Consider the following 26,812-nt stretch of genomic DNA (forward strand, 5'->3'; position numbering starts at 1 on the left):
CGTGTTCCTGGGTGCTGTCCCTGCCCGTCATGGCATCCTGCCATTCAGAGCGCACCGTCACGCATGGGGCATTGTGGCACTGCTTGCGCAGCTGTCCCACCACAATGCCCGTTTCTGCTTATTGCCTGCCCTGCTGTCCTGCTCATGCAACTGCATCGCAGATGCATTGCCCGGCATCCTGCCCGTGCCGCTCCTGACCTGCCTCAGCTGACAGTCTCATGATGTTCCGTGATCTGACATCCTTGCCTCGGCATCCTGCCGTCGAGATTCTGCCGCTGATTGCCTCGTCTGCCTGACACGGATGATGTCCCGTCATCCGTCACTCCTGTGAAGGCGAGCTTCCTGACTGCATATCGGGTCGAGACCCATCAACCATCCCTGTCATGATTGCGCGTCCGCTGCCAATGACGATACCGTCACTATGGATCTTCCTGATCCGGTACTTCCTGTACCTGGCCATTCATCCGTGGTCCCTGGCCAATTCCTGCCCGCTCCTCGGGCAAGATGCCATGCAGTGCTGCTGCTTCCGTCATCCTTGACTGTTCCTGTTCGCTGAACATCCTGTTCAGACGAGTCGGGCATCCTGCCCGACGTACTCCCTGGAAGATCATCAAGAGCATCCTGCTCAAGGGTGCGGTGTCCCGCCGCATCCCGCTTCCATGACGCTATTCTGGTCAGCAAGCCGTCATCAGGCAACTAGCCAAACCGCTCAGACGAATCGGGACAAACAAGGAAGCTTTTAGATAAAACTGTTGTAAAACAGTTATCTATAGAAAAACATACGATTGAACACGTATCCGGAGTGCAGCAGTTATCCTCTATGTCCTGCATATCTTGTAGGAAAAGGCTTACATGAACTGACTGCAGAGATGGGGAAAGTCCACGTACTTGAGACGCAACCTGCGCGGACAGCACGTGTAACGCACGACGGGGCCGTACCCGAAGGTACGACCCCGTCATGTGGAAGCGTTGTGGATGCCGACGACCAAGACGGCATCCACAAGCCTGTCGCCTACTTACTGGCCCTTGATCTCTTTCAGGCCATTGTAGGCGACATCGCCCAGCTGCTGCTCGATCACCAGCAGGCGGTTGTACTTGGCGACACGGTCAGAGCGGCACAGAGAACCGGTCTTGATCTGCCCGGCACAGGTACCCACGGCGAGGTCGGCGATGGTGGTGTCTTCGGTCTCGCCACTGCGGTGGGAGATGACCGCAGTGAAGCCAGCGGCCTGCGCCATCTTGATCGCATCCAGGGTCTCGGACAGTGAACCGATCTGGTTGAACTTGATCAGGATGGAGTTGCCGATGCCTTCATCGATACCACGGCTCAGGATGCGCGTGTTGGTGACGAACAGGTCATCACCGACCAGCTGCACCTTGTCGCCGAGCTTGTCGGTCAGCAGTTTCCAGCCTTCCCAGTCAGACTCGTCCATGCCGTCTTCGATGGACACGATGGGGTATTCGTCCGCCAGCTCGGCCAGGTAGTCGACGAAACCACGTGCATCGAAGCTCTTGCCTTCACCAGACAGATTGTACTGGCCATCCTTGTAGAACTCGGAGGAGGCACAATCCAGCGCCAGGGTCACGTCAGTGCCCAGCGTGTAGCCCGCATCGCTGACCGCCTGCTTGATGACCGCCAGCGCTTCGGCATTGGAGGCAAGGTTCGGTGCGAAACCACCTTCGTCGCCCACGGAAGTGCTCAGATCGCGGCCCTGCAGGACCTTCTTGAGCGCGTGGAAGATCTCGGCGCCGGTGCGCAGCGCTTCACGGAAGGTCGGCGCGCCGACCGGCTGGACCATGAACTCCTGGATGTCGACATTGTTGTCGGCATGCTCGCCGCCATTGATGATGTTCATCATCGGCACCGGCATGGAGTACTTGCCCGGCTGACCGTAGAGCTCGGCGATGTGAGCGTAGAGCTCGATGCCCTTGGCCTGGGCGGCCGCCTTGGCTGCGGCCAGGGAGACCGCGAGGATCGCATTGGCACCCAGCGATTCCTTGTTCTCGGTGCCATCCAGCGCCAGCATGGCGTCATCCAGCGCACGCTGGTCCAGTGCATCCATGCCCACGAGACGCTCGCGGATCGGGCCATTGACGGCTTCGACTGCCTTCAGCACACCCTTGCCCAGATAACGGCTCTTGTCGCCATCACGCAATTCCAGCGCTTCGCGCGAACCGGTGGAGGCACCGGAAGGCGCGCAGGCGCTGGCACGTTGTCCACCTTCCAGCACGACCTCGGCCTGTACGGTCGGGTTACCACGGGAATCGAGCACCTCAAGGGCGCGGATTTCGACGATATTGGCCATCTTGTGTCGTCCTCTACACGGGGGATTGAAACACCACGACGGGCATCTTGCCCATAGCGTAAAAAGGCCGCTCACAGGGTAGTGAACGGCCAGTAGTCATGTTCAGCGAATATCCAGCGGCGCAAAGCCCTTCACCAGCGAATCCAGCGATTGCAGCTGGCGCAGGAAGGGTTCGAGCTGATCCAGCGGCAATGCGCAGGGGCCGTCACACTTGGCATTGTCCGGGTCCGGATGTGCCTCGAGGAACAGGCCTGCCAGCCCCAGCGCCACGCCGGAACGGGCCAGATCGAAGACCTGCTCACGACGACCACCGGCAGAATCGGCCCGCCCACCCGGGCGTTGCAGCGAGTGGGTGACATCGAACAGCACCGGCAGCCCCGTATCCTTCATCTCGGCCATGCCGAGCATGTCGACCACCAGATTGTTGTAGCCGAAGCTGGAGCCGCGCTCGCACAGCAGAATCCGGTCATTGCCCGCTTCACCGCACTTGGCGACGATATGGCGCATTTCGTGCGGGGCCAGGAACTGCGGCTTCTTGACGTTGATGACGGCACCGGTGCGCGCCATGGCCACGACCAGATCCGTCTGGCGCGCCAGGAAGGCGGGCAGCTGGATGACATCGGCCACTTCGGCCACGGCAGCTGCCTGATGAGGCTCGTGGACGTCAGTGATGATCGGCACGCCAAAGCGCGACTTGATCTCGGCGAGGATCTCGAGACCCTTCTCCATCCCCGGCCCGCGATAGGAGTGCATGGAGCTGCGATTGGCCTTGTCGAAGCTGGCCTTGAAGACGTACGGCATGCCGAGGCGCGATGTCACCTCGACGTATTGCTCGGCGACCTCCAGTGCCAGCTCACGCGATTCCAGCACGTTCATGCCACCGAAAAGCGTCATCGGCCGATCATTGGCGACTTGCAGGCCTGCAAATTCGATCACGCGTTGTTCGTTGCTCATCACTGCACCGTCCATCAAAAACGTTGCCCACCGGCGGCTCAGCCGCGATGCCCTTGCCTGCCGGACATTCTTGATGAGCCGCCGCGGAAAAGACCCACGGGCGCCACTCTGGCGTGACGCCCGGCGATCACCCTATCACTCGCCGCGAGTCCGCGCCGCCTTGTGATTGAGCGCCGCATTCACGAAGCCGGAGAACAGCGGGTGACCATCACGCGGGGTGGAAGTGAACTCCGGGTGGAACTGACACGCCACGAACCACGGGTGGTCCGGCAGCTCGACCATCTCGACCAGCGAGTTGTCGACGCTGCGGCCCGAGAAGATCAGACCGGCCTCTTCCAGCGCCGGCACGAACTGGTCGTTGACCTCATAGCGGTGGCGGTGACGCTCGACGATCTCATCGCTGCCATAGGCCTGATGCGCCTTGGAGCCGTTGAGCAGACGACAGGCCTGACCGCCCAGACGCATGGTGCCGCCCAGGTCGGATGCCGCGTCACGGGTCTCGATCTTGCCTTCCGGCGTCAGCCATTCAGTGATCAGACCGACCACCGGGTGCTGGGTGTCGTGAGTGAACTCGGTGGAGTTCGCATCAGTCCAGCCTGCCACGTTGCGGGCAAACTCGATGACCGCGACCTGCATGCCCAGACAGATACCCAGATACGGCACCTTGTTCTCACGTGCGAAGCGTGCGGTGGCGATCTTGCCTTCCACACCACGCTCGCCGAAACCGCCCGGCACCAGCACCGCGTCCTTGCCGATTAGACGATCGGTACCGTTGCGCTCGATCTCTTCGGAATCGATGAAGTCGACGTTGACCTTCACACGCCCCTGGATACCGGCATGAATCAGTGCCTCGTTCAGGGACTTGTAGGCGTCCAGCAGCTCCATGTACTTGCCGACCATCGCGATGTTGATGGTCTTGAGCGGGTTGAGCTTGGCATCCAGTACCGACACCCACTCGGACATGTCGGCCTCTTTGGCCTCCAGGCGCAGCTTGTCGCAGACAATCTCATCGAGACCGGCTTCATGCAACATCAGCGGGATACGATAGATGGTGTCGGCATCCTGCAGCGACACGACAGCACGTTCCTCGACATTGGTGAACAGCGAGATCTTGCGACGCTCGCTTTCCTCGATCTCGACTTCGCTGCGGCAGATCAGGATATCCGGCTGGATACCGATGGAGCGCAGCTCCTTGACGCTGTGCTGGGTCGGCTTGGTCTTGGTCTCACCAGCCGTCTTGATGTACGGCACCAGCGTGAGGTGCATGAAGATGGCACGCTCGCTACCCAGCTGGGCGCGCAACTGACGGATCGACTCCAGGAATGGCAGGGACTCGATGTCACCGACGGTGCCACCGATCTCGACCAGCGCGACGTCATAGCCTTCACCGCCAGCGATCACGCGACGCTTGATCTCGTCGGTGATGTGCGGGATGACCTGAACCGTTCCACCCAGGTAGTCGCCGCGGCGCTCCTTGCGCAGCACGTGCTCGTAGACACGGCCGGTGGTGAAGTTGTTGCCCTGGGTCATGCGCGAGCGGATGAAACGCTCGTAGTGACCGAGGTCCAGATCGGTTTCCGCGCCATCTTCAGTGACAAAGACTTCGCCGTGCTGGAACGGGCTCATGGTGCCCGGATCGACGTTGATGTACGGATCCAGCTTGAGAATGGTGACCTTGAGGCCACGGGCCTCGAGAATAGCCGCCAGCGAAGCGGATGCGATGCCCTTGCCAAGCGAGGACACAACGCCGCCCGTCACGAAGATAAATCGTGTCATGGAAACCTGCCGAAAACGTGAGCTGTAGGAGAGATCCGGGGGAACGGATCAGGATGGGTCGCCAGTCTAGCGGAAAGGCTGCTCCGGCTCAATTTGATTGCCACTCCATCCATCCTTGGTGACGCCGCCACGGGCACCCGCCCAACGTATCAGGCCCGCCGTGGCGGGCCTGATACGTGATACTGCGATCTCCTTACACTTCCAGGAAATCGAGAATCCCTTCTGCGGCCCGGCGACCTTCATCAATGGCGGTCACCACCAGATCGGAACCGCGCACCATGTCACCACCGGCGAACACCTTGGGATTGGTGGTCTGGAAGGCGAGTCGCTCGGCACTGGTCGCGATGCGCCCACGCTCATCGACCCCGATATCGAAATCGGTGAACCACGGTGCAGGACTGGCCTGGAAGCCGAAGGCGACGATGACGGCATCCGCCGGCAGGATCTCTTCGGAACCCGGCACCACTTCCGGGCGCTGGCGCCCGTTGGCGTCCGGTTCACCCATGCGGGTACGCACGACCTTGACGCCCTCGACCTTGCCCTCACCGACCACCGCCACCGGCTGGCGATTGAACAGGAAGTCGACGCCTTCCTCACGAGCATTGGTCACCTCACGACGCGAGCCCGGCATGTTGGCCTCGTCGCGACGGTAGGCACAGGTCACGGTATCGGCGCCCTGACGGATGGAGGTGCGGTTGCAGTCCATCGCGGTATCACCACCGCCGAGCACCACGACCTTCTTGCCTTCCATCGAGACGTAATCGGCCGGGTCCTTCTCGAAGCCCAGGCAGTGATTGACGTTGGCGATCAGGAAGTCGAGCGCCTTGTGAACTCCCGGAAGATCCTCGCCCGGGAAACCGCCGCTCATGGCGTTGTAGGTGCCCATGCCCAGGAAGACGGCATCGTATTCCTCGAGCAGGGCATCGAAGCCGATGTCACGACCGACCTCGACATTGAGACGGAACTCCATGCCCATCTCTTCGAAGATCTCGCGGCGGCGCGTCATCACGCCCTTCTCGAGCTTGAACTCCGGGATACCGAAGGTCAGCAACCCACCGATCTCCGGATGGCGATCATAGATCACCGGACGCACACCGTTGCGCACCAGGATATCGGCGGCACCCAGACCCGCCGGGCCGGCACCGATGATGGCGACGCGCTTGTCCGTCCAGCTGACCTTGGACATGTCGGGGCGCCAACCCATCGCGAAGGCGGTGTCGGTGATGTACTTCTCGACCGAACCGATGGTGACGGCACCGAAGCCATCATTCAGGGTGCAGTCGCCTTCACAGAGACGATCCTGCGGGCAGACGCGCCCACAGACTTCGGGCAGCGAGTTGGTCTGGTGCGAAAGCTCCGCAGCCTCGAGGATGTTGCCCTCGGAGACCAGCTTCAGCCAGTTGGGGATGTAGTTGTGTACCGGACACTTCCACTCGCAGTAGGGGTTGCCGCAACCCAGGCAGCGATGCGCCTGACTGGCCGCTTCCACCGGCTTGAACTCGGCGTATATCTCGTTGAACTCGCGGGCACGCACGCGAGCATCTTTCTTCTGCGGGTCCTGACGACCCACATCGATGAACTGGAAGTCGTTGGCGAGCTGATTGGCCATGATGAATCCTCTCTCAAAATCCGGGCACCGTCGCGGTGCGGGCCCTCACCCGGGGCTTGCCAGGGTGAGGGATGCGGTCACTCCGGCTGACGCCGGGACTGATCGAGCAATCCACCCAGGCTTGCCGCCTTGGGCTTGACCAACCAGAAGTGACGCACGAAGTCAGGGAAATCACGCAGGATGTTGCGACCGCGCTCGGAGCCGGTCTCGGCCACGTATTCCTCGATCACTTCGCGCAGATGGCGACGATAGGCCTCCATGGCTTCGGTATTGATACGGTGGATTTCCACCAGCTCGTGGTTGTACTTGTCGACGAAGTCTCGACTCTCGTCCAGTACATAGGCGAAGCCGCCGGTCATGCCTGCACCGAAGTTGACGCCGGTTTCGCCCAGCACGCAGACCAGCCCGCCGGTCATGTACTCACAGCAGTGATCGCCCGCCCCTTCGATGACGGCATGCGCACCGGAGTTGCGCACCGCGAAGCGCTCGCCGGCAGTTCCCGCGGCGTACAACTTGCCGCCGGTCGCCCCATACAGGCAGGTGTTGCCGATGATGGCCGTCTTGTGGCTCTCGAAGCGCGAGCCGCGCGGCGGCACGATGGTCAGCTTGCCGCCATTCATGCCCTTGCCGACGTAATCGTTGGCATCGCCTTCCAGATGCATCTCGAGGCCATGCGCATTCCAGACCCCGAAGCTTTGCCCTGCCACGCCGGTCAGGCTGACCTTGAGCGGCGAGCCCGCCAGTCCTGCCTCGCCATACCGCTTGGCGATCTCACCGGAGACGCGCGCCCCGATGGAGCGATCGCAGTTGGTGACATGGAAGCTGAACTCGCCACCGCTGCGGCTGTCGATCGCCGACTCCATCGCCGCCAGCATCTCGATGTTCTTGGCGCCGGGGTCATGCGGCTCGTTGCGGCTGACCTGGCAGAACTGCGGCGCGTCCTCGGGCACGAAGTCATTGCCCAGCAACGGCGTCAGGTCGAGACGACGCTGCGCGTTGGTCTCGCCTTCCAGCACTTCGAGCAGATCGGTACGACCGATCAGGTCGGTGATCTGGCGCACGCCCAGCAGCGCCATCAGCTCGCGCACCTCTTCAGCGATGAAGCGGAAGTAGTGCTTGACCATCTCGACGGTGCCGCGGAAATGCTCATCACGCAGCGCCTGGTGCTGGGTCGCGACACCGGTGGCACAGTTGTTCAGGTGACAGATACGCAGGTACTTGCAGCCCAGCGCCACCATCGGTGCCGTCCCGAAGCCGAAGCTCTCGGCCCCCAGAATCGCCGCCTTGACCACATCCAGACCGGTCTTGAGACCGCCATCCGTCTGCAGACGAATCTTGTGACGCAACTGATTGATGCGCAGCGCCTGGTGCACCTCGGGCAGCCCCAGCTCCCACGGGGAACCGGCATGCTTGATCGAGGTGATCGGGCTGGCCGCGGTGCCACCGTCGTAGCCGGAGACGGTGATCAGGTCGGCATAGGCCTTGGCGACACCGGTGGCGATGGTGCCGATACCGGGCTCGGAGACCAGCTTGACCGAGACCTGCGCTGACGGATTGACCTGTTTCAGGTCAAAGATCAGCTGTGCCAGATCCTCGATGGAATAGATGTCATGGTGCGGCGGCGGCGAGATCAGTGTCACCCCCGGCACGGCGTAGCGCAGACGTGCGATCAGGTCGTTGACCTTGCCGCCCGGCAGCTGACCGCCCTCACCGGGCTTGGCGCCCTGTGCGACCTTGATCTGCAGTACCTCGGCATTGACCAGGTACGCCGGCGTGACACCGAAACGCCCGGACGCGATCTGCTTGATCTTGGAGGAGCGCACGGTGCCGTAGCGTGCCGGGTCTTCGCCGCCCTCACCGGAGTTGGAGCGCCCGCCGGCCTCGTTCATGGCCTGCGCCAGCGCCTCATGTGCCTCGGGAGACAGCGCGCCGAGAGACATGCCGGCGCTGTCGAAGCGCGGCAGCAGTGATTCGACGGACTCGACTTCCTCAAGCGGCAGCGGCTCGGCCACGGGCTTGAGGCTCAACAGATCGCGAATGGTCGCGACCGGACGCTCGTTGACCAGGCGCGCGAATTCCTTCCACTTGCCGTAGTCCCCCTGCTGGACGGCCTGCTGCAGCTTCATCACCACGTCAGGGTTGTAGGCGTGGTACTCGCCGCCGTGCACGTACTTGACCAGACCGCCCTGCTTGATGCGCTTGCGCGGCAGCCAGGCTTCACGCGCCAGCAGCTCCTGCTGGAACTGCAGCTCGGCGAAGCCGGCGCCTTCGATGCGCGAGGCCATGCCGGTGAAGCACATGTCCATGACTTCACTGTTGAGCCCTACGGCCTCGAACAGCTGCGAGCCACGGTAGGAGCCGATGTGCGAGATGCCCATCTTGGACAGAATCTTGTAGAGGCCCTTCTGCATGCCCTTGCGATAGTTCTCGCGGGCATCGGCCGGGTTGCCGGACAGCTCGCCGGTGCGATGCATGTCGGCCATCACCTGATAGGCAAGGTAGGGGTAGACCGCCGTGGCGCCCACCCCGAACAGCACTGCCATCTGGTGTGCATCACGCGCATAGCCGGTCTCGATGACCAGATTGACGCGCGGACGCAGTGCCAGTGCTCCGAGGTGATGGTGAATGGCACCGGTCGCCAGCGCCGCGTGAATCGGCAATTGTCCCTTGGCGAGCCCGCAGTCGCTGAGCACCAGGATCACCTTGCCATTGCGCGCCGCTTCCTCGGCCTGCTGACAGATGCCCTGAAGCGCCTGCTTCAAAGAGTCCTGACTCGGGTCATAGTGCAGCTTGAGCGTCTGGGAGGTGAACGCCGGGTCCTCATGATTGACCAGCGCATTGAACTTGCGCGGTGACAGCACCGGCGTGGTCAGGATCAGACGATGCGCGTGTTCCGGCGTCGCGTCGAAGATGTTGAGCTCGGCGCCACAGCAGGTCTCCAGCGACATCACGATCGCTTCGCGCAGCGGATCGATCGGCGGATTGGTGACCTGGGCGAACTTCTGACGGAAATAGTCGGTCAGTACGCGGTTCTGGCGCGACAGCACGGCCATCGGGGTGTCATCCCCCATGGAGCCGACCGCCTCCTGACCGCTCTCGGCCAGCGGGCGCAGCAGCTGATCACGCTCTTCAAAGCTGACCTGGAACATCTTCTGATAGACGTCCAGCGTGTCCGCTTCCATCGGCTGGAAACGCGCCAGCTCGGTCAGCGCGGACTCGAGGTAATTGGCATTTTCACGCAACCAGCGCTTGTAGGGATGGGCCCCCTTGAGGCGCTCGCTGACCTGATCGGTGTGCAGCACTTCACCGGTCTCGGTATCGACACCCAGCACCTGCCCCGGCCCGACACGCCCCTTGGCGACGACATCTTCCGGCTTGTAATCGTAGGTACCGATCTCGGAGGCCAGCGTGATGAAGCCATTGCGGGTGATGACCCAACGCGCCGGACGCAGACCGTTGCGGTCCAGCATGCACACGGCGTGGCGACCGTCGGTGAGCACGATGCCCGCCGGACCATCCCAGGCTTCCATGTGCATGGAATTGTATTCGTAGAAGGCCCGCAGGTCGGAATCCATCTGCTCGACGTTCTGCCAGGCCGGCGGCACCATCATGCGGATGGCGCGATAGATATCCATGCCACCGGTCAGCAGCACTTCCAGCATGTTGTCCATGCTGGAGGAATCGGAGCCGACCGTGTTGACGATCTCGTCCAGCTCGGCGATCTCGGGCAGCTGCTCGGAGACGAAGTTCTCCTTGCGCGCGTTTGCCCAGCCACGGTTGGCCTCGATGGTGTTGATCTCGCCGTTGTGGGCGAGGAAGCGGAACGGCTGGGCCAGCGGCCAGCGCGGCGCGGTGTTGGTCGAGAAGCGCTGGTGGAAGACACAGATCGCGGTCTCGAGGCGCGGGTCGCCCAGGTCCTTGTAGAAGCGCGGAAGGTCTTCCGGCATCACCAGACCCTTGAAGGAGATGACCTTGCCGGACAGCGAGCAGACGTAGAAGTCCTCTTCGCCCTTCAGCGCCTGCTCGGCGTATCTGCGCGCCATGAACAGGTCGACATTGAAGGCGATATCGGTACGTTCACTGGAAGCTGCAACGAAGACCTGACGAATGCGCGGCAGGCAGTCGCGGGCCATCGGGCCGCACACGCTGTCATCCACCGGCATGTCACGCCAGCCGAGCACCTCGAGGTTGCGTGCCGTCAGAGCGGACTCGAAAGCATCACGCGCGGCCTGTTCACGCGCGTCATCATTCGGCAGGAAGAGCGTACCGACGGCATAGCGCTCGCCCAGCTCGAGCCCGAGCGTCTCTCGGGCGATCTGGCGCATGAAGCCATCCGGCATCTTGAGCAGCAGGCCGCAGCCATCACCGGTCTTGCCGTCGGCAGCGATACCACCGCGGTGAGTCATGCACGTCAGGGATTCAATGGCAGTCTGCAGCAGCTCATGGCTTGCCTGCCCTTCCATATGGGCGATCAAGCCGAAGCCGCAGTTGTCGCGGAACTCTCCCGGTTGGTGGAGACCTTTATTCATGGGCGTGCCTCACGGAGAAATCATGTGTCCAGATGCTTTTCAACAAGCATTTTCGAGGTTATAGTTATCGGTTATCTTTATTTTTATGCCTGCCGATAGTGGCGCCATCAGTGTCGCAACACGACGCCAGATTTCCCTCGAGCATATCCCCGCGCTTCCCCACCGCGCAATTCTCCACAGGTCGCCCATCGGGCAAAAAAACCTGACAAAACCGAAGGTTAGAGACACCTCATTCCAAAAAACCCTGTAGGCTCAAGCGCTTAGCGGGTAGACATGCCTCGCGGGTTTCGCCTTGCAACTTTAGTCTTGGATGAATAAAAAACAGCGTTTTTATTCAATTCTCCCCATACCGATTACGCATACGGCATACCAATTAAGGAATCACGCCCCGCTAATGCACTTGTCCTGCACACTCACCGGCACACCCGACCCGTACATCGGACATGCGCCCTGGGCACGTCCACCTGAAGTGCCCACTGACGCTCGACAAAAAGAAAAGCCGCCACCCTGAGGTGACGGCTTTTCTTCTGCAGCAGATTCCGTGCACCAGCCAACGGCTGGTCGAGGGATCAGTGGCTGCTGCGCGGCCAGTGCTCCAGCATGTCCGCCAGCAGGCCGGCAGGCGCCTCTTCGGTAATCACCGCACGCCCGATACGCTCGAGCAGGATCAGACGCAGACGACCATCGACATTCTTCTTGTCCAGCTGCATGTGACGCAGGAAGTCCTCGACCCCCATGTCCTCCGGCGCTTGCAGCGGCAGACCGGCCTTGCCGATTACCTTGGCGATACGCTCGACATCGGCACTCGACAGCCACCCCATGCGCGCCGAAAGCTCAGCGGCCATCAGCATGCCGGTGCCGACGGCTTCACCGTGCAGCCAGACGCCATAGCCCTGGTCCGTTTCGATGGCATGCCCGAAGGTGTGGCCGAGGTTGAGCAGTGCGCGCACGCCCTGCTCGGTCTCATCCTGCGCCACGACATCCGCCTTGATCGCACAACTGCGGCGGATGGCCTCTCCGAGCAAGGTTTCATCCAGCGCCATCAAGGCCTGCATGTTGTCTTCCAGCCAGCTCAGGAAGCTTTCATCCCACAGCAGGCCATACTTGATGACCTCGGCCATGCCCGCCGACAGCTCACGCTGCGGCAATGTCCTGAGGCTTGAGGTATCGATCAACACCAGTCTCGGCTGCCAGAAGGCGCCCAGCATGTTCTTGCCGCGCGGATGATTGACGCCGGTCTTGCCACCCACCGAGGAATCCACCTGCGACAGCAGCGTGGTCGGCACCTGGATGAAGGCCGCCCCCCGCTGATAACAGGCGGCGGCAAAACCGGTCATGTCGCCGATAACTCCCCCACCGAGGGCGATCAAGGTGCAACGACGATTGAAGCCGGCCTCGAGCAGGGCATCCCAGATCAGACCGATACTGGCCATGTGCTTTGTCTGTTCGCCATCCTCGAGAATCACCTCTCGGATATCCAGACCATCGCCAAGTGATGCCTTGAGCGCCTCCAGATACAGTGGCGCCACCACGGTGTTGGTGACGATCATCACCTGACGACCGGCGAGATGCTCACGAATGAGGTCTCCTCGCGCCGTCAGGCCCGGGCCGATATGAATGGGGTAACTACGCTCGCCAAGTGCGACATCGAGACGATGAGCGGGAGCCAGGGACATGATGATTCTCCTTGCGGCGAAACGAATGACGGCGCCTGAATGTAAGCGAGTGCCAGACTCCCCAGGGGAGTCTAGCCATGCACGTGGAGCGGGTCTGACAATGCCTTGAGCCGGCGCCGGATCTCGTTGGTGACCGCACGCGGGCTGCGTCGATCGGTACGCACGATGATATCCGCGGTGTCGCGATAGAGAGGGTCTCGCAGCTCGAAGAGACGCTTGAGCACCCGCCCCGGGTCATCCTGCTGGAGCAGAGGACGATTGCGGTCACGTCCGGCACGCTTGAGCTGCTGCTCGACCGGAGCATAGAGATAGACCACCGTGCCGCGCTCTCGCAGCACACGCCGGTTGGCTTCGGCCATGATGGCACCACCACCGGTGGCCATCACGACATCGGACAGCGAGGTCAGCTCGTCAATCACGGCCTGCTCGCGCCCGCGAAAGCCTGCCTCGCCCTCGACATCGAAGATCCAGGGGATGCTGGCACCGCAGCGATCTTCGATCACGTGGTCGCTATCGCAAAATTCACGATGCAAGTCGGCCGCCAGCAGGCGGCCGATAGTGCTCTTGCCGGCCCCCATGGGGCCGACAAGGAATACGTTGGGAATCACATGCATCAGCGCACCGCCAGGCCGTCCTCGATGATCTTCGGGGTAATGAATACCAGCAATTCTACCTTCTCGTTGGACTCTTCGGTATAGCGGAAGAGATTCCCGATCACCGGCAGATCCCCCAGGAAAGGTGTCTTGAAGACGCTGCGTATCTGTTCAGAGGTCAGAATACCGCCCAGCACCACCGTCTCGCCATCATTGACCAGCACCTGAGTCTCGATTTCATTGGTATCGATGGCCGGCTCGCCATTGAAGCTGTCATCGGACACGTCGTCATTGTTGATCAACAGATCCATGATGATGCGGTTGTCCGGGGTGATCTGCGGCGTGACCTCCAGCGCCAGCACCGCCTCCTTGAACTCGATGTTGGTCGCGCCGCTGGAGGTCGCCTCCTCGTAGGGAATTTCTTGACCCTGCTTGATGACGGCCTTCTTCTGGTTCGCCGTGATGATCTTGGGCTGGGAGATGGTCTGGCTCTTGCCTTCGCTTTCCAGCGCCGAAAGCTCCAGATCCAGCAGGATGTCGCCGGACAGATAACCGAAGCTGAAGGTGCTGCCCGGATCACTGTCGTCACCCAGATTGACGCTCAGGCCACCATCACTGGTCGTGCCGGTCGAGGCGCCTTCCAGACCGAACTTGCCGTTGCTGCTATTGGAAAGCCCCCAGTTGACACCGATTTCACTCGACACGCTGCTGCGCGCGATCACGATGCGCGCCTCGATCTGGACCTGACGCACCGGAATGTCGAGATACTCGAGGGTACCGCGAATGGACTCCAGAGTGTCGCGCGTGTCCTGGATCAACATGGTGTTGGTACGCTCATCCACCATGACACGACCGCGCTCGGAGAGCAGGCCGATACCGCCTTCCCCGCGCAGCAATGCCGCCAGGTCCGCCGCCTTGGCATAACGCACCTGAATGTACTCCGTCGTCAGGGGCGCCAGCTCCTTGACCTGCTGATTGGCTTCCAGCTCCTTGCGCTCAAGTGCCGCCAGCTCTTCCGCCGGCGCGACCATCAGCACGTTGCCCATGCGGCGACTGGCCAGGCCATTCGACTTGAGCACCAGGTCCAGCGCCTGATCCCAGGGCACTTCCTTGAGGTTCAGGGTCACGTTGCCGGTGACGTTGTCACTGGCCACCAGATTGAGCCCAGTGAAGTCCGCGATGATCTGCAGCACCGAGCGCACTTCGATATTCTGGAAGTTCAGCGAGATCTTCTTGCCGGTGTACGGGAACTTGTCCTTGATCCGCTCCGCCTGCTCTTCCCGTGTCAGCGGCTTGACCTCAAGCACCAGCTCGTTGCCGGCCTGGGTGGCCAACTGGGTGTAGTAGCCATTGGCATCCACCACCAGGCGCACACCATCACGAGTACGCTGCGGGTCGATCCTCGAGACCGGAGTCGCGAAATCACCGACATCCAGCACCTGATTCAGCTCTGGCGGCAGGGCGACACCCTTGAGATCGATATAGATCTTGCGGCCACGCTCGGTCACACGAGACTCGACATTGGCGCGATTGAAGTTGACCACGACACGCCCTTCCCCCTCGCTGCCCCGACGGAAATCGATACCACTGACGGAAGGCTCCGCCGCGACTTCCAGTCCGCCACCCTGCTGCTGCGGCTGCGCGGACTGGCCTGACGCGGCGGCGGCCACCGGACCGCCCTGCTCACCGACGATGACATAGAGGCTATTGCCTTCGGTACGCGTCACATAGGGACGGGTCTGGCTGAGCTTCATGACCAGGCGCGTACGCGAGCCGGCCTCCAGCGCCACCAGCTCCTCGACCCCATTGAGGCCGAGCTCGAAGCGGCGCTTGTCCAGCTGACTGCTGGTATCCATGAGATCGATGGTGATACGCGGCGGTGTCTCGATCCGGTATCCCTTGACCTCAGGCACCCCGCCGGCGAAATCGAGCTTGAGCTCCATCCGATCGCCACCCAGCGAAGTGAATTCCAGATCCTGCAGCGTGGAGGCCGCCTGCGCCACACTCGCCATCAGGCTGCCGAAAGCCGCCAACCCCAGCAGACTCATTCGTTGCAATCGCGTCATGTTCCCTTGTCCCCTGTCTCGCTGCGGCTCCGCCCAGCCATTGAAGCTGATCGCGCCTTATTCTTGTCGAAGCATTATGGTGTCGGTCATCGACCGCTCATCTTCCGTGACGATTCTGCAGACAGCGCCGCCAGCACGCGCTAACCGCTGGCATCTGCCGGTTGAGTCAATGCCATGGCGCGGGTTCGTTCAATCCAACCGCCCTGACCGTTGGGCACGATTTCCACCAGGTCCAGCTGAGTATCACCGATGCGAATGATGCGGCCGAAATTGCTCCCCATGTGTCCGCCGACACTCACACGCTGCACCTCCTGCTCCGGCGTCAAGATCAACGCCGAGCGACTGCCGTCCACATCCAGGGTCCCCACCATGCTGAGCTGCTCCATCGGCCAGGCCTCAAGAGGCTCGCGGGGGCGATCCAGATCCGGCCGCACGCCATTATCCACCATGGCGAGCTCCTCCTCCGGCTCCGGCAGTCGCGACTGGAAAGGACTGCGAGCATCTGCCATGTCGTACGTCACGGGATGATACTCGGGCTGAGGCGGCAGGTCCTTAACCTGCCCCGTCGGCCGCCCTCTGAGCGACTCGAGCTCGCTCTCCAGCGCAGGCAGCTGCGGGTCACCACAACCGGCCAGCAGTGTCAGCAACACCGCACCACCCAGCACGACATGCTTGCGACGTGTCGTCAGACTCATCATTTACCTCCCGATGGCAACGGTGCGCCTTGGCGGTAGTTGTAAGTCTTGGCCAGCAGCGACAACTCCAGGTCTTCACCCTGCGAGACCGGTGTCAGCACGAAGTCATGCAACGTCACGATACGCGAAAGCCCGGCGACCCCTGACACGAAGGCGGCAATGCGGTGGTAATCGCCGCGCACCTTGATATCGAAGGGCTGTTCGACGTAGAAATCGCGATTCTGGGCCGGCTTGAGGCGAATATATTCCACCTCCAGCTGGTTGTTGATGGCCGTCTCGCTGATGTCATCGAGCAGAGCCGGCACTTCGGCATCGGTCGGGAGCATCTCGAGCAGCTGTTCCATGCGCGTCTCCAGCTCGGCCATCTGCTCACGCATCACGGGCAGATTGGCCGCCTTGAAGGCCTTGGTCTCGAACTGGCTCAGCAGCTGACGTTCCTTGGCTTGCAGGCGCTCAAGATCCTCGGCCTTGGGCGCCGCAAGGAACCAGTGGGACGCCCAGAACAGGGCACCAAAGACGATCAGCACCAACACCACCTGCAAGGTGACGGGCCAGATACCCGCCTCCTTGAGGTCGAGATCCTGGAAGTCCGTCGACTTGAGACGACGCACTTCGGCATTGAGGAAACTCATTTCCGACCTCCCTGCCTGGCGGCCTTCGTATCGGCAGCACTGGAAGCGACAGCCGTCGGTGTCTCGGGAATCATGATATTGAAGCTGCGACGATCATCGTCGCTGCTCTGTACGTCAGACAGTGTCGGCGTACCGAAGACATCCGATGCCGCAAGCGTGCGCATCAGACCGGACACCTGACGCGTATTCTCCGCGATGCCGTTGGCCTTGATCTGACGTCCGCTGCGACTGATGCTCTGGTACCAGGCACCCTCGACCAGCGTCGCAACGAGCTGATTGAAGACACGTACCGTTTCCGGGCGCGAGAACTGCAGACTGCGAATCAGCTCGATCTGCGCCAGCATCTGGTCACGCCGACTCTCGATATCCTCGACTTCCTTGATATCGCGATTCAGCCGCGCCATTTCCTTCTCGATGAAGGCATGTCGCTGCTTCTGCGCCTCGAGCTGGCTCTGGTAATACTCGCTCATGCCAAACCCGGCTCCCACCCCCACCACGGCGGCCAGCGCCAGAATGCCGAAGAAGCGCTTGCTGCGCTTCTCGCGACGCTCCTCACGCCACGACAGCAGATTGATCTCGATGGTCATGAGCGCTTCCTCATCGCAAGCCCGCAGGCCGTCAACATCGCAGGGGCATCACCGGCCAGCGCCTGGATGTCGACTCGAGGGTTGACGCTCATGTGCGTGAAGGGATTGGCCATGATCACTTCCAGTCCGGTGTGCCCTGCCAGCGACTCACGTAATCCGGGAATGGCGGCGGTCCCTCCTCCCAGCAGAATGCGCTGGACCTCACGACGCTTGCCGGCGGTGTAATAGAGCTGCAGGGAGCGCGCGATCTGCTGCACGAGCGTGTCACGGAACGGATCCAGCACTTCACTGTCATAGGTGTCCGGCAGACCACCACGCTTCTTGGCCAGGCCCGCTTCGTCATTGGAAAGATCGAAACGGTTCATGATCTCGTCGGTCAGCTGACGCCCCCCGAACACGGCATCCCGGCTGTAGACGATGCGACCGTTCTGGATGACATGAAAAGCCGTCATGGTGGCACCGATATCGACGACCGCGACGCACTCTTCATTGTCGTAGGTAGGGGGGAGCTGATGGCGCAATTCACCGAAGGCACGCTCCAGCGAAAAGGTCTCGACATCGACCGCTGACGGCTCAAGGCCGGCCTGCTCGAGCGCGGAGGTGAGCTGATCGACATCCAGGCTGCGACAGGCCACCAGCAGCAGATCCTGCTGATCAGGATTGCGGGCATTGACCCCCAGATGCTGGAAGTCGAACGCCACGTCATTGAGCGGGAAGGGAAAATGCTTCTCGGATTCGAGCGCGATGCGCTGCTCGATCTCGTCATCGGCCAGATTGGTCGGAAAGCTCAACGTCTTGGTGATGGCGGCACTGGCCGGCACCGCCACGACGGCTCGTCGCGAGCGCGGCTGGGCCTGCTCGACCGCGCGCTTGATCGCCAGCACGACTTCATCCATGTCGCGGATGCGCCGCTCGACGACTGCGCCTTCCTTCAAGGGGCGCACCGCGTAGCTATCGATCTGGTATCGATTTCCGTGTCTGGACAGCTCCAGGAGCTTGACGGTCGCCGATGTGATATCGACGCCAATCAGTCCCTTGCCGGCGGATTTGAGTCCCAGCAATTGGCATTCCCCTGCTCTGATGACGACCCCGTCTGACTGGCGGGCCGCCGCTTCCCGTGCGGCACCGCCGCGGCACCCTCTTCTGCTGAGAGGTTACATTATGTTTCGCAGAATAACACAACAGACGCGCAAGACAGGGTTCAACGCTGGCCGCATCTGGACCCGCTACTTATAATGCCCCAGCAATGGAATTGCCAATCCCCCCGCAGCCACCCGCCTTTCATTACCCACGGACCCTGTCTTGCCCATGAAGCTATTGAGACGACTACTTTCGCCAGTGTTCTGGCTGCTGCTGTCACTGTGTGCTGCGGGATTGCTGGCCATCGTCGGCGCCTCCCTGTATTTCGCACCTGGCCTGCCCGATGTTCATCAATTGCAGGATACCAAGCTGCAGACGCCGCTGCGCATCTACACCCGTGACGGCAAGCTGATCGGCGAATACGGTGACCAGCGCCGCATCCCGGTCACCTTCGACGAGATCCCCGAGACGTTTGTGGACGCCCTGCTCGCGGCCGAGGACAGCAATTTCTTCTCGCACCCGGGCATCGACCCCAAGGGCCTCGCACGTGCCGCCGTCCAGCTGGCTTCCAGCGGCAGCATCCAATCGGGCGGCAGCACCATCACCATGCAGGTCGCGCGCAACTACCTGCTGACGCTGGATCAGACGTTCACGCGCAAGATTCGCGAAATCCTGCTGTCACTGCAGATGGAGCAGATCCTCTCCAAGCAGGAGATCCTCGAGCTCTACGTCAACAAGATCTTCCTGGGCCATCGCGCCTACGGGATCGCGGCTGCGGCACGCACCTACTATGACAAGTCTCTCGATGAACTGACCCTGGCCGAGCAGGCCATGCTGGCAGGCCTGCCCAAGGCCCCCTCCAGCTTCAACCCGCTCACCAACCCTCAGCGCGCCCTGATCCGTCGCAACTGGATCCTGCTGCGCATGAAGGAACTGGGCTATATCGAGCCTCAGGCCTATGACGAGGCCGTCAAGGCACCGATCACCGCGGCACGCCATTACACGCGCCCGGAAGTCGAGGCGCCCTATGTCGCAGAGATGGCCAGAAGCTTCGCGGTCGATCGTTTCGGTGACAAGGCATATACCGACAATGTGCGCATCACCACGACGCTGGACAGCAAGCTGCAGCCGCAGGCTCGCGATGCCTTGATCAAGGGCCTGATCGACTATGACACCCGCCATGGCTGGCGTGGCGTGGAGGAATCCGGTATCGCGGCGTCACTGGCGGAAGCTCAGGACCAGACCGATCAGGCCGGCCTCGAAGAAGAGATCTCTCGCTCTCCCGAAGTGCTGGAAACGGCCAGACAGGCCGCCCAGAAGAGCGAGAAGCGCATCGAGGGCATCGACCGCGATGTCTCCAACTGGCTGAAAGTGCTGGATCGCACGCCGGACTATGGCCCGCTCGAAGCCGCCATCGTGGTGGAAAATGATGGCAAGCAGATGAAGGTCCTGCTGGCAGACGCCAACCTGGCCACGATTGGCTGGGACGGCCTGAAATGGGCTCGCGAGTACAAGAGCTCCCGCTGGCGCGGTGGTGTACCCGGCTCTGCCGCCGAGATCGCCCAGGTCGGCGATCTGGTACGCGTCATCAAGGAAGATGATGGCTATCGCTTGGGTCAGCTGCCGGATGCCCAGTCGGCCATCGTTTCACTGGACCCGGAAAGTGGCGCCATCCTCGCACTCCAGGGCGGCTTCAGCTATTCCGCCAGCAAGTTCAATCGAGCGATACAGGCACGTCGTCAGGCCGGCTCCATCTTCAAGCCGTTCATCTACCTCTCGGGGCTCGAGCAGGGCGGCATGTCACCGGCGACCATCATCAACAATGCTCCGGTGGTCATGCAGGATGGCAACAAGGTATGGCGCCCGGAGAACGCCGGCGGCAAGTTCACTGGCCCGACCCGGATCCGCGTTGGTCTCTATCGCTCCCTGAACCTGGTGTCCGTGCGACTGCTGCAGACCGTCGGTCTCGAGAAGACGCTCGACTTCCTCGTCAAGGTGGGCTTCAAGCGCGAAGAGCTGCCCAACGGTCTGTCACTGGCACTGGGCAGCGCCTCGCTGACACCGCTGGAAATGGCCCGTGCCTACGCCGTACTCTCGAACGGCGGCTTCCGTGTCGAACCCTGGTACATCGACACCGTCACGCGCGGTGACGACGAGACCGACTACGAAGCTCATCCGGCCGTCGCCTGCGCCAACTGCACGCCGGGCATGGTGACCGTCAATCGTGATGGCCGTCAGTATCCGCTGGCCGAGCGCATCGCCTCGCCGGAATCCATGTACCTGATCCGTGACATGATGGAAGACGTCATCAAGCGCGGCACCGGCCGTGGGGCCCTGACGCTTGGTCGCGATGACCTGGCCGGCAAGACAGGGACCACCAATGACCAGCGTGACGCCTGGTTCTCGGGCTTCAACAGCAAGCTGGTCGCGACCGTCTGGGTCGGCAAGGACTCCAATGACACCCTCGCCGAGTACGGTGCCCAGGCCGCGCTGCCCATCTGGGTCGACTACATGCGTGGCGCCCTCAAGGGCATGCCATCCGCCAGGATGGAGCGCCCCGATGACATCGTGAGCGCGACCATCGACCCGGAGTCCGGCAAGCGCCTGCACAGTGGTCAATCCGGCGGCGTCAGCGAGCTGTTCCGCAAGGACAATCTGCCGCCCTACAAGGAACGCACCATCCGCAAGGAGCTGGAGCAACAGAGCGGCTCAGAAGGCACCGGAACTTTCGAGGCCATCTTCTGATCTGAAGCAGGTCACCTGCGCCCGTCCACACCGCGCGCAGTGAGGTGAAAGAAGAGCGACCCATGGTCGCTCTTCTTTCATCCATCTGGCCTCGCTGTCCTTCAATGCCCCCTTTCACCATGCCCGGAGTCTGCATGCTTCACCCATTGCCCACACTGCGCATGACCCTGCTGCTGTGTCTGGCCCTGAGCCCGCTTCGCGAGGCCAGTGCCGATGATGACCTCTTCTACGCTCCCCCCGCCGCCAGCGAGGATTCCGAGCCATTCAGCGGTCAGGCCGAGCTGGGCTTTACCAAGCTCTCCGGCAACTCGAACAGCGAAACCTTGCTGGGCAAGGCCCGCCTGTCCTGGCACCTCAAGCCCTGGACCCACACCTTCCGCATGGAAGCCAAGCATGTGTCCAGCAGCGGCGAGACCACCACCGAGCAGTACCTGATCGGTCAGCGTGAGCGCTATGACCTGGGGCGTGATCGCTATGCCTTCGGGCTGCTGCGCTGGGAGAAGGAGCGCTTCTCCGGCTATGACGATCAAGTCACCTCCATCGGGGGGTACGGGATTCGCCTGCTGTCAGGCCCTGAGCACAACCTCTCTGTCGAGGCGGGCCCGGGCTATCGCTACGACAATATCACCGAGGGGGATCACGAGAACTATCTCCTCGGTTACACGGCCATGGACTATCGTTGGCAGCTGTCTGATACCTCGAATTTCGAGCAGCAGTTCTCGGTGGAAGGTACCCGGGACAACATCATCAGCCGCAGCTATACCGCACTGACCGTCTCCATCAACTCCAGCCTGGCCTTGAAGCTCTCCCACGAGATCAAGAACAACACCAGCCCGCCGGATGACACGGACGCCAAGACCGACACCACCACCGCCGCCTCGATTCTCTACAGCTTCTAGTGCGCCACTGAAAGTTGTTGGACAGACAGCAAAAAGCCCTCGCCGGACATCTCCGACGAGGGCTTTTTCTTCAGCACCCCGCAAGCGGGGCCCGATGACGCTTAGCCGTAGACCTGATCCGCATTGGTCAGCGGGTAATGCGCCGGATAGGGCTTGCGCGCGACACCGGAATCGATGGCGGCTTGCGCCACGGCAGCCGGCAGACGCTCGAGCAGACGCGCATCCATCGGCGTCGGGATGATGTACCCCGGACCGAATTCGAGGCTGTCGATCTCGTAGGCATCCAGCACGTCCTGGCTGACCGGCTCGCGAGCAAGGTCCTTCAGCGCGTGAACGGCCGCCAGCTTCATCTCTTCATTGATGCGTGTGGCTCGCACGTCCAGCGCACCGCGGAAGATGAACGGGAAGCCCAGCACGTTGTTGACCTGGTTCGGGTAATCGGAGCGACCCGTCGCCATGATGACGTCCGGACGCGCTTCGCGAGCGGTATCCGGATGGATTTCCGGATCCGGGTTGGAGCACGCGAACACGATCGGCGTGTCAGCCATCTTCTTGAGCTGCTCGGCCTTCAAGAGATTGGGGCCGGACAGGCCGACGAAGACATCCGCACCTTCGATGACATCATCCAGCGTACGCAGCTCGGTCTCGGTGGCGAACATCGCCTTGTACTGGTTCAGGTCATCACGGCCGCTGTGGATCACGCCCTTGCGATCGAGCATGAAGATGTTCTCGACCTTGGCACCACTGGAGACCAGCAGCTTCATGCAGGCAATCGCGGCAGCACCAGCGCCCAGGCAGACGATACGCGCGTCTTCCAGGGACTTGCCGGCGATATCGAGTGCGTTGAGCATGCCGGCAGCGGTGACGATGGCCGTGCCGTGCTGGTCATCATGGAAGACCGGGATGTTGCACTGTTCGATCAACGCCTGCTCGACTTCGAAGCACTCCGGTGCCTTGATGTCTTCCAGGTTGATGCCACCGTAGGTGGTGTGGATGCGACGCACGGTATCGATGAAGGCCTGCGGGCTTTCCGCATCGATCTCGACGTCGACGGAGTTGATGCCAGCGAAGCGCTTGAACAGCACGCCCTTGCCTTCCATGACCGGCTTGGAAGCCAGCGGCCCGAGATTGCCCAGCCCCAGGATGGCGGTGCCATCGGAGATGACGGCGACCAGGTTGCCCTTGCCGGTATACAGGTAGGCATTTTCCGGATCGGCAGCAATCTCGCGGCACGGCTCGGCTACACCCGGGCTGTAGGCCAGCGCGAGGTCCTTGGCAGTTTCTGTCGGCTTGGTCAGCTCGATGGACAGCTTTCCGGGAATCGGTTCGGCGTGATATTGCAGTGCTGCTTTCTTCATGGCATCAGACATGCGTGTCATCCGGTATTTTAGCGGGGGTTGGCTGTGACCAGAATATAGAAAAACCCCCTCGCGAACAACCAACGCAACTTGTTGTTATAAAAGGAATTAATACGGATGTTTAAAAACTGTTTTAGCCATTCGTCTAACGTTATGGATGCCCCACTCAGTCATAAACCTTTCCTTATCACTGACGGGTCGGCGTGGCGTTTCGCCCCGCGTATCTCATGAAAATCCGCGCAATGACCGCGCGCATCCGGCGCCGGAAATGAAATGCCTCCTGCGCAGAGGGTTGATGCGTTGGTGGCGCTGGAATAGTGCCAGCTCGGCACCAATCCCCTCACCTGCATCGAATGACAGGCACAAAAAAACCCGCTCGCAAGCGGGTTTTTTCGTTGATGGCGCTGCGCGATGCACAGCGCCATGCAAGCGACAAGCAGCTGAAGGTATCAGCGCTTGATGGCAGCACCGAAACGCTTGTTGAAGCGCTCGACGCGGCCACCGGTGGTAGCCTGCTTCTGCTTGCCGGTGTAGAACGGGTGGCACTCGGAGCACACGTCCAGCGCGAAGGTCTGCTTGGAAGTGGAACCGATTTCGTGCTGCGCGCCGCAGGAGCAGGTTGCGGTCTGGCGCTGGTAGTCCGGATGGATACCCTGTTTCATGGTGTGTAACCTCAGGTCGCTGTGCACCGCCACCTGATCGATTGCCAGGCACCGTACACGGGTTTTGGATGTAACCGGTCATTCCGCCGACTCCGACGGAAGGCGACGCATTTTACCAGCCATCTGCGACAAGACCAAACTTTGTGGCGTTTATTGCCGGCAACACTCTGTAGACTGCGTGGCGTTTTCCTCTCGTCTTCTCATTCTCTCTTCCTCGGATGCCTTGCGTGCCTGACACCAGCGACAAGACTGCGACTCACCTGCCCGGACGTGTACTGGGCATCGCGATTCCCGGCCCCCTGCGCGACCTGTTTGACTATCTGCCAGCACGCCAGCCACCTCGCCATGGCTGGCAGGTCGGTCTGCGCGTGCGCGTCGAGTTCGGCCGTCGCCAGCTGGTCGGGGTGATCGCGGAGCTGCGCAGCGACTCAGCCTTTCCCATCGAGAAGCTCAAGCCCGTCAGCGAGGTGATCGACGAAGCGCCATTGCCGGCCGACTGGCTGTGGATATGTCAGTTCACCGCACGCTATTACCAGCACTCACTCGGCGACACCTTCGCGCAGGCGATGCCATCGCTGCTGCGCCAGGGACGTGCCCTCGAGGCACGCACCCGTGAGCGCTGGTCACTCACCGACAAGGGGCGTATCACGGAGCCGGCCAGCCTCGGCCGCGCGACCCGCCAGATCGCACTGCTCGAGCTGCTCGCTCAGCACCGTCATGGCCTGGTACACAGCGCGATCACCGCCCAGGGCTTCACCCGCCAGCAGCTGGAAACCCTGCGCATTCGTGGCTTCATCGAGTCACGTGAAGAGCCTGTCACCGGCGCCACCCCGGAGCAGGCCAGCAAGGGCGTGTTGGCCGAGCCCAGCCTGGCACTCAATGACGAGCAGGGCCGCGCGCTCTCGCGCCTGCATGAAGGCCTGAGTCGCTTCTCCCCCACGCTGCTGGAGGGCGTGACCGGCTCCGGCAAGACCGAGGTCTACCTGCAACTGATCGAGGCGGTGCTGGATCGCGGCGGCCAGGCTCTGGTGCTGGTGCCCGAGATCGGCCTGACGCCCCAGACGCTGGAGCGCTTCCGCAGACGTTTCCGCGTCCCCCAGGTGATGCTGCATTCCGGCGTCAGCGATGGCGAGCGCCTCGATGGCTTCGAGGCGGCACGCAGCGGCCGCGCGCGCATCGTGATCGGCACGCGCTCTGCCATCTTCACGCCGATGGCAAAGCTCGGGGTGATCATCGTCGACGAGGAGCACGATGGCTCCTTCAAGCAGCAGGATGGCCTGCGCTATCACGCACGGGATCTGGCGCTGGTACGTGGCAAGCAGGAAGGCATCCCGGTGGTGCTCGGCAGCGCCACGCCGTCTCTGGAAAGCCTGCGCCATGCCCGCGAAGGGCGCTTCACTCACCTGCATCTGCATCAGCGTGCCGGGCGCAGCCAACCGGCACGCCTGCACCCGATCGACCTGCGCGGCCGCATGACGCTGGGCGGACTCTCCACCCAGAGCCTGGACGCCATCGAGAAGCGCCTCGCCCAGGGCGATCAGGTGCTGGTCTTTATCAATCGGCGCGGCTTCGCCCCGACGCTGACCTGCCATGCCTGCGGCTGGATCGCCGAATGTGACAACTGCGACGCACGCATGACCCTGCATCGCCATCCCCCGCAGCTGACCTGCCATCACTGCGAACGCACCCGCCCGCTACCGGATGCCTGTCCGGCCTGTGGCAGCGGCGATGTTCGTCCGCAAGGCGCGGGCACCGAGCGCACCGAAGAGCTGCTCGGCGAGAAATTCCCCGACGTGCCGGTGCTGCGCATCGACCGCGACAGCACCCAACGCAAGGACGCGATGAGTGAAGCGCTGGCAGTGATCCGCCGTGGCGAACCCTGCCTGCTGGTCGGCACCCAGATGCTGGCCAAGGGCCACCACTTCCCCCACGTCACGCTGGTGGTGGTGGTCAATGCCGACAGCGGACTCTACGCCGCCGACTTCCGTGCGCTGGAGCAATCCGCCCAGCTGCTGGTGCAGGTCGCGGGGCGTGCCGGACGCGCCGAGCGCCCCGGTGAGGTGCTGATCCAGACCCGCCACCCGGAAGACCCCAATCTGCTGACACTGATCCAGGCCGGCTATCCACTACTGGCCGGCGAGCTGCTGGAGGAGCGCCGCATCGCGCAGTTGCCGCCGTTCAGCCATCTGGCCTTGCTGCGCGCCGAAGCCACCGATCAGCAGCAGGTCGAGCAATGGCTGTTGAAGGTAGGAAGCGCCCTGCGTCAGCACATCGACAGCGCCGACCTCAAGGTGGACTGCCTCGGCCCGGTACCGGCGCCGATGGAGCGCCGCCAGAATCGCTATCACGCCCAATTGCTGTTGCGCGCGGCGAAACGCGGCCCGCTGCATGAAGCCGCCGCCTGGCTGGTGACGCTCTGCGAGCAGGATCGTGACGCGCGCCGCCTGCGCTGGTCACTGGATGTCGATCCCATCGGCATGGCCTGAGTCTGCCAGGGGGGCTCAGGCAGGTGTCGCCAGCTCCGATACTGAACTGACCACTATCCCGCCAGGACACGGATTGCGCCGTGATTGATCACGACGGTTTATGCAAGCCGCAGGATCGGTGATAATGCCCGCCATCGTGCAGCGACATCCGCACTCCCC

General features: G+C 62.1%; 17 protein-coding genes. 3 read left to right on the plus strand and 14 right to left on the minus strand.

What is annotated here, in order from left to right:
* Positions 1-1,016: 1,016 nt before the first annotated feature.
* The 12 genes from eno to pilM all read right to left on the minus strand — a co-directional run bounded on the left by eno (position 1,017) and on the right by pilM (position 18,484).
* Positions 1,017-2,306 carry a phosphopyruvate hydratase gene (eno, locus tag QD172_RS13185; protein ID WP_077377968.1) on the minus strand — a complete coding sequence of 430 codons (1,290 nt, stop codon included), beginning with the start codon at positions 2,304-2,306 and terminating at the stop codon, positions 1,017-1,019.
* A 102-nt stretch (positions 2,307-2,408) separates the two neighbouring features.
* A complete protein-coding gene (gene kdsA / locus QD172_RS13190; RefSeq protein ID WP_077377966.1) occupies positions 2,409-3,260 on the minus strand; it encodes a 3-deoxy-8-phosphooctulonate synthase in 852 nt (283 codons plus the stop codon).
* A 135-nt stretch (positions 3,261-3,395) separates the two neighbouring features.
* A complete protein-coding gene (locus tag QD172_RS13195) occupies positions 3,396-5,036 on the minus strand; it encodes a CTP synthase (protein ID WP_077377963.1) in 1,641 nt (546 codons plus the stop codon).
* 193 nt (positions 5,037-5,229) lie between these two features.
* Positions 5,230-6,645, minus strand: a complete 1,416-nt coding sequence (locus QD172_RS13200; RefSeq protein WP_084207840.1) for an FAD-dependent oxidoreductase — start codon at positions 6,643-6,645, stop codon at positions 5,230-5,232.
* 77 nt (positions 6,646-6,722) lie between these two features.
* Positions 6,723-11,174: a glutamate synthase large subunit gene (gene gltB, locus QD172_RS13205; RefSeq protein WP_279855982.1), complete on the minus strand. Its 4,452-nt coding sequence runs from the start codon at positions 11,172-11,174 to the stop codon at positions 6,723-6,725.
* 569 nt (positions 11,175-11,743) lie between these two features.
* Complete coding sequence (gene aroB / locus QD172_RS13210; protein ID WP_084207838.1) at positions 11,744-12,850, minus strand: 3-dehydroquinate synthase; 1,107 nt, start codon at positions 12,848-12,850, stop codon at positions 11,744-11,746.
* A 71-nt stretch (positions 12,851-12,921) separates the two neighbouring features.
* Entirely contained in the window at positions 12,922-13,464 is a 543-nt protein-coding gene (aroK, locus tag QD172_RS13215) for a shikimate kinase AroK (protein ID WP_077377951.1), read from the minus strand.
* A complete protein-coding gene (locus tag QD172_RS13220; protein WP_077377948.1) occupies positions 13,464-15,509 on the minus strand; it encodes a type IV pilus secretin PilQ family protein in 2,046 nt (681 codons plus the stop codon). Before QD172_RS13220 ends, aroK begins: the two co-directional genes overlap by 1 nt.
* Before the next feature lie 140 nt (positions 15,510-15,649).
* A complete protein-coding gene (locus QD172_RS13225) occupies positions 15,650-16,204 on the minus strand; it encodes a pilus assembly protein PilP (RefSeq protein ID WP_170212622.1) in 555 nt (184 codons plus the stop codon).
* On the minus strand, positions 16,204-16,836 hold the full coding sequence (locus QD172_RS13230; protein ID WP_077377942.1) for a type 4a pilus biogenesis protein PilO: 633 nt from the start codon (positions 16,834-16,836) through the stop codon (positions 16,204-16,206). Before QD172_RS13230 ends, QD172_RS13225 begins: the two co-directional genes overlap by 1 nt.
* Entirely contained in the window at positions 16,833-17,423 is a 591-nt protein-coding gene (locus QD172_RS13235; RefSeq protein ID WP_077377939.1) for a PilN domain-containing protein, read from the minus strand. The genes QD172_RS13230 and QD172_RS13235 overlap by 4 nt, the downstream gene beginning before the upstream one ends.
* Positions 17,420-18,484: a type IV pilus assembly protein PilM gene (pilM, locus tag QD172_RS13240; protein ID WP_103751454.1), complete on the minus strand. Its 1,065-nt coding sequence runs from the start codon at positions 18,482-18,484 to the stop codon at positions 17,420-17,422. Before pilM ends, QD172_RS13235 begins: the two co-directional genes overlap by 4 nt.
* A 247-nt stretch (positions 18,485-18,731) precedes the next feature.
* Between pilM and QD172_RS13245 the strand changes: the two genes are divergently transcribed.
* Positions 18,732-21,248, plus strand: coding sequence for a penicillin-binding protein 1A (locus QD172_RS13245; protein WP_279855983.1), 2,517 nt, complete (start codon positions 18,732-18,734; stop codon positions 21,246-21,248).
* A gap of 134 nt (positions 21,249-21,382) precedes the next feature.
* Entirely contained in the window at positions 21,383-22,147 is a 765-nt protein-coding gene (locus tag QD172_RS13250) for a DUF481 domain-containing protein (RefSeq protein ID WP_103751453.1), read from the plus strand.
* A 101-nt stretch (positions 22,148-22,248) separates the two neighbouring features.
* Here the strand turns inward: QD172_RS13250 and QD172_RS13255 are convergent, their stop codons facing one another.
* Both QD172_RS13255 and rpmE read right to left on the minus strand, forming a co-directional pair.
* Positions 22,249-23,517 (minus strand): malic enzyme-like NAD(P)-binding protein, encoded by a 1,269-nt coding sequence (locus QD172_RS13255; RefSeq protein ID WP_077377933.1) that lies wholly within the window; start codon positions 23,515-23,517, stop codon positions 22,249-22,251.
* A 437-nt stretch (positions 23,518-23,954) separates the two neighbouring features.
* Positions 23,955-24,167 (minus strand): 50S ribosomal protein L31, encoded by a 213-nt coding sequence (gene rpmE / locus QD172_RS13260; protein WP_077377930.1) that lies wholly within the window; start codon positions 24,165-24,167, stop codon positions 23,955-23,957.
* Between the two features lie 227 nt (positions 24,168-24,394).
* Between rpmE and QD172_RS13265 the strand changes: the two genes are divergently transcribed.
* Positions 24,395-26,653, plus strand: coding sequence for a primosomal protein N' (locus QD172_RS13265; RefSeq protein WP_279855984.1), 2,259 nt, complete (start codon positions 24,395-24,397; stop codon positions 26,651-26,653).
* Positions 26,654-26,812: the final 159 nt, after the last annotated feature.

The organism is Cobetia sp. 10Alg 146 (assembly GCF_029846385.1).
GTDB lineage: Bacteria > Pseudomonadota > Gammaproteobacteria > Pseudomonadales > Halomonadaceae > Cobetia > Cobetia marina.

Excerpts from the sequence above, each read along its gene's own strand:
- QD172_RS13220 (WP_077377948.1), bottom strand. The coding sequence starts at position 15,509 with ATGACGCGATTGCAACGAATGAGTCTGCTGGGGTTGGCGGCTTTCGGC.
- gltB (WP_279855982.1), bottom strand. The coding sequence starts at position 11,174 with ATGAATAAAGGTCTCCACCAACCGGGAGAGTTCCGCGACAACTGCGGC.
- rpmE (WP_077377930.1), bottom strand. The coding sequence starts at position 24,167 with ATGAAACAGGGTATCCATCCGGACTACCAGCGCCAGACCGCAACCTGC.
- QD172_RS13255 (WP_077377933.1), bottom strand. The coding sequence starts at position 23,517 with ATGTCTGATGCCATGAAGAAAGCAGCACTGCAATATCACGCCGAACCG.
- aroK (WP_077377951.1), bottom strand. The coding sequence starts at position 13,464 with ATGCATGTGATTCCCAACGTATTCCTTGTCGGCCCCATGGGGGCCGGC.
- aroB (WP_084207838.1), bottom strand. The coding sequence starts at position 12,850 with ATGTCCCTGGCTCCCGCTCATCGTCTCGATGTCGCACTTGGCGAGCGT.
- QD172_RS13195 (WP_077377963.1), bottom strand. The coding sequence starts at position 5,036 with ATGACACGATTTATCTTCGTGACGGGCGGCGTTGTGTCCTCGCTTGGC.
- QD172_RS13235 (WP_077377939.1), bottom strand. The coding sequence starts at position 17,423 with ATGACCATCGAGATCAATCTGCTGTCGTGGCGTGAGGAGCGTCGCGAG.
- eno (WP_077377968.1), bottom strand. The coding sequence starts at position 2,306 with ATGGCCAATATCGTCGAAATCCGCGCCCTTGAGGTGCTCGATTCCCGT.
- QD172_RS13225 (WP_170212622.1), bottom strand. The coding sequence starts at position 16,204 with ATGAGTCTGACGACACGTCGCAAGCATGTCGTGCTGGGTGGTGCGGTG.
- kdsA (WP_077377966.1), bottom strand. The coding sequence starts at position 3,260 with ATGAGCAACGAACAACGCGTGATCGAATTTGCAGGCCTGCAAGTCGCC.
- QD172_RS13245 (WP_279855983.1), top strand. The coding sequence starts at position 18,732 with ATGAAGCTATTGAGACGACTACTTTCGCCAGTGTTCTGGCTGCTGCTG.
- QD172_RS13200 (WP_084207840.1), bottom strand. The coding sequence starts at position 6,645 with ATGGCCAATCAGCTCGCCAACGACTTCCAGTTCATCGATGTGGGTCGT.
- QD172_RS13250 (WP_103751453.1), top strand. The coding sequence starts at position 21,383 with ATGCTTCACCCATTGCCCACACTGCGCATGACCCTGCTGCTGTGTCTG.
- QD172_RS13230 (WP_077377942.1), bottom strand. The coding sequence starts at position 16,836 with ATGAGTTTCCTCAATGCCGAAGTGCGTCGTCTCAAGTCGACGGACTTC.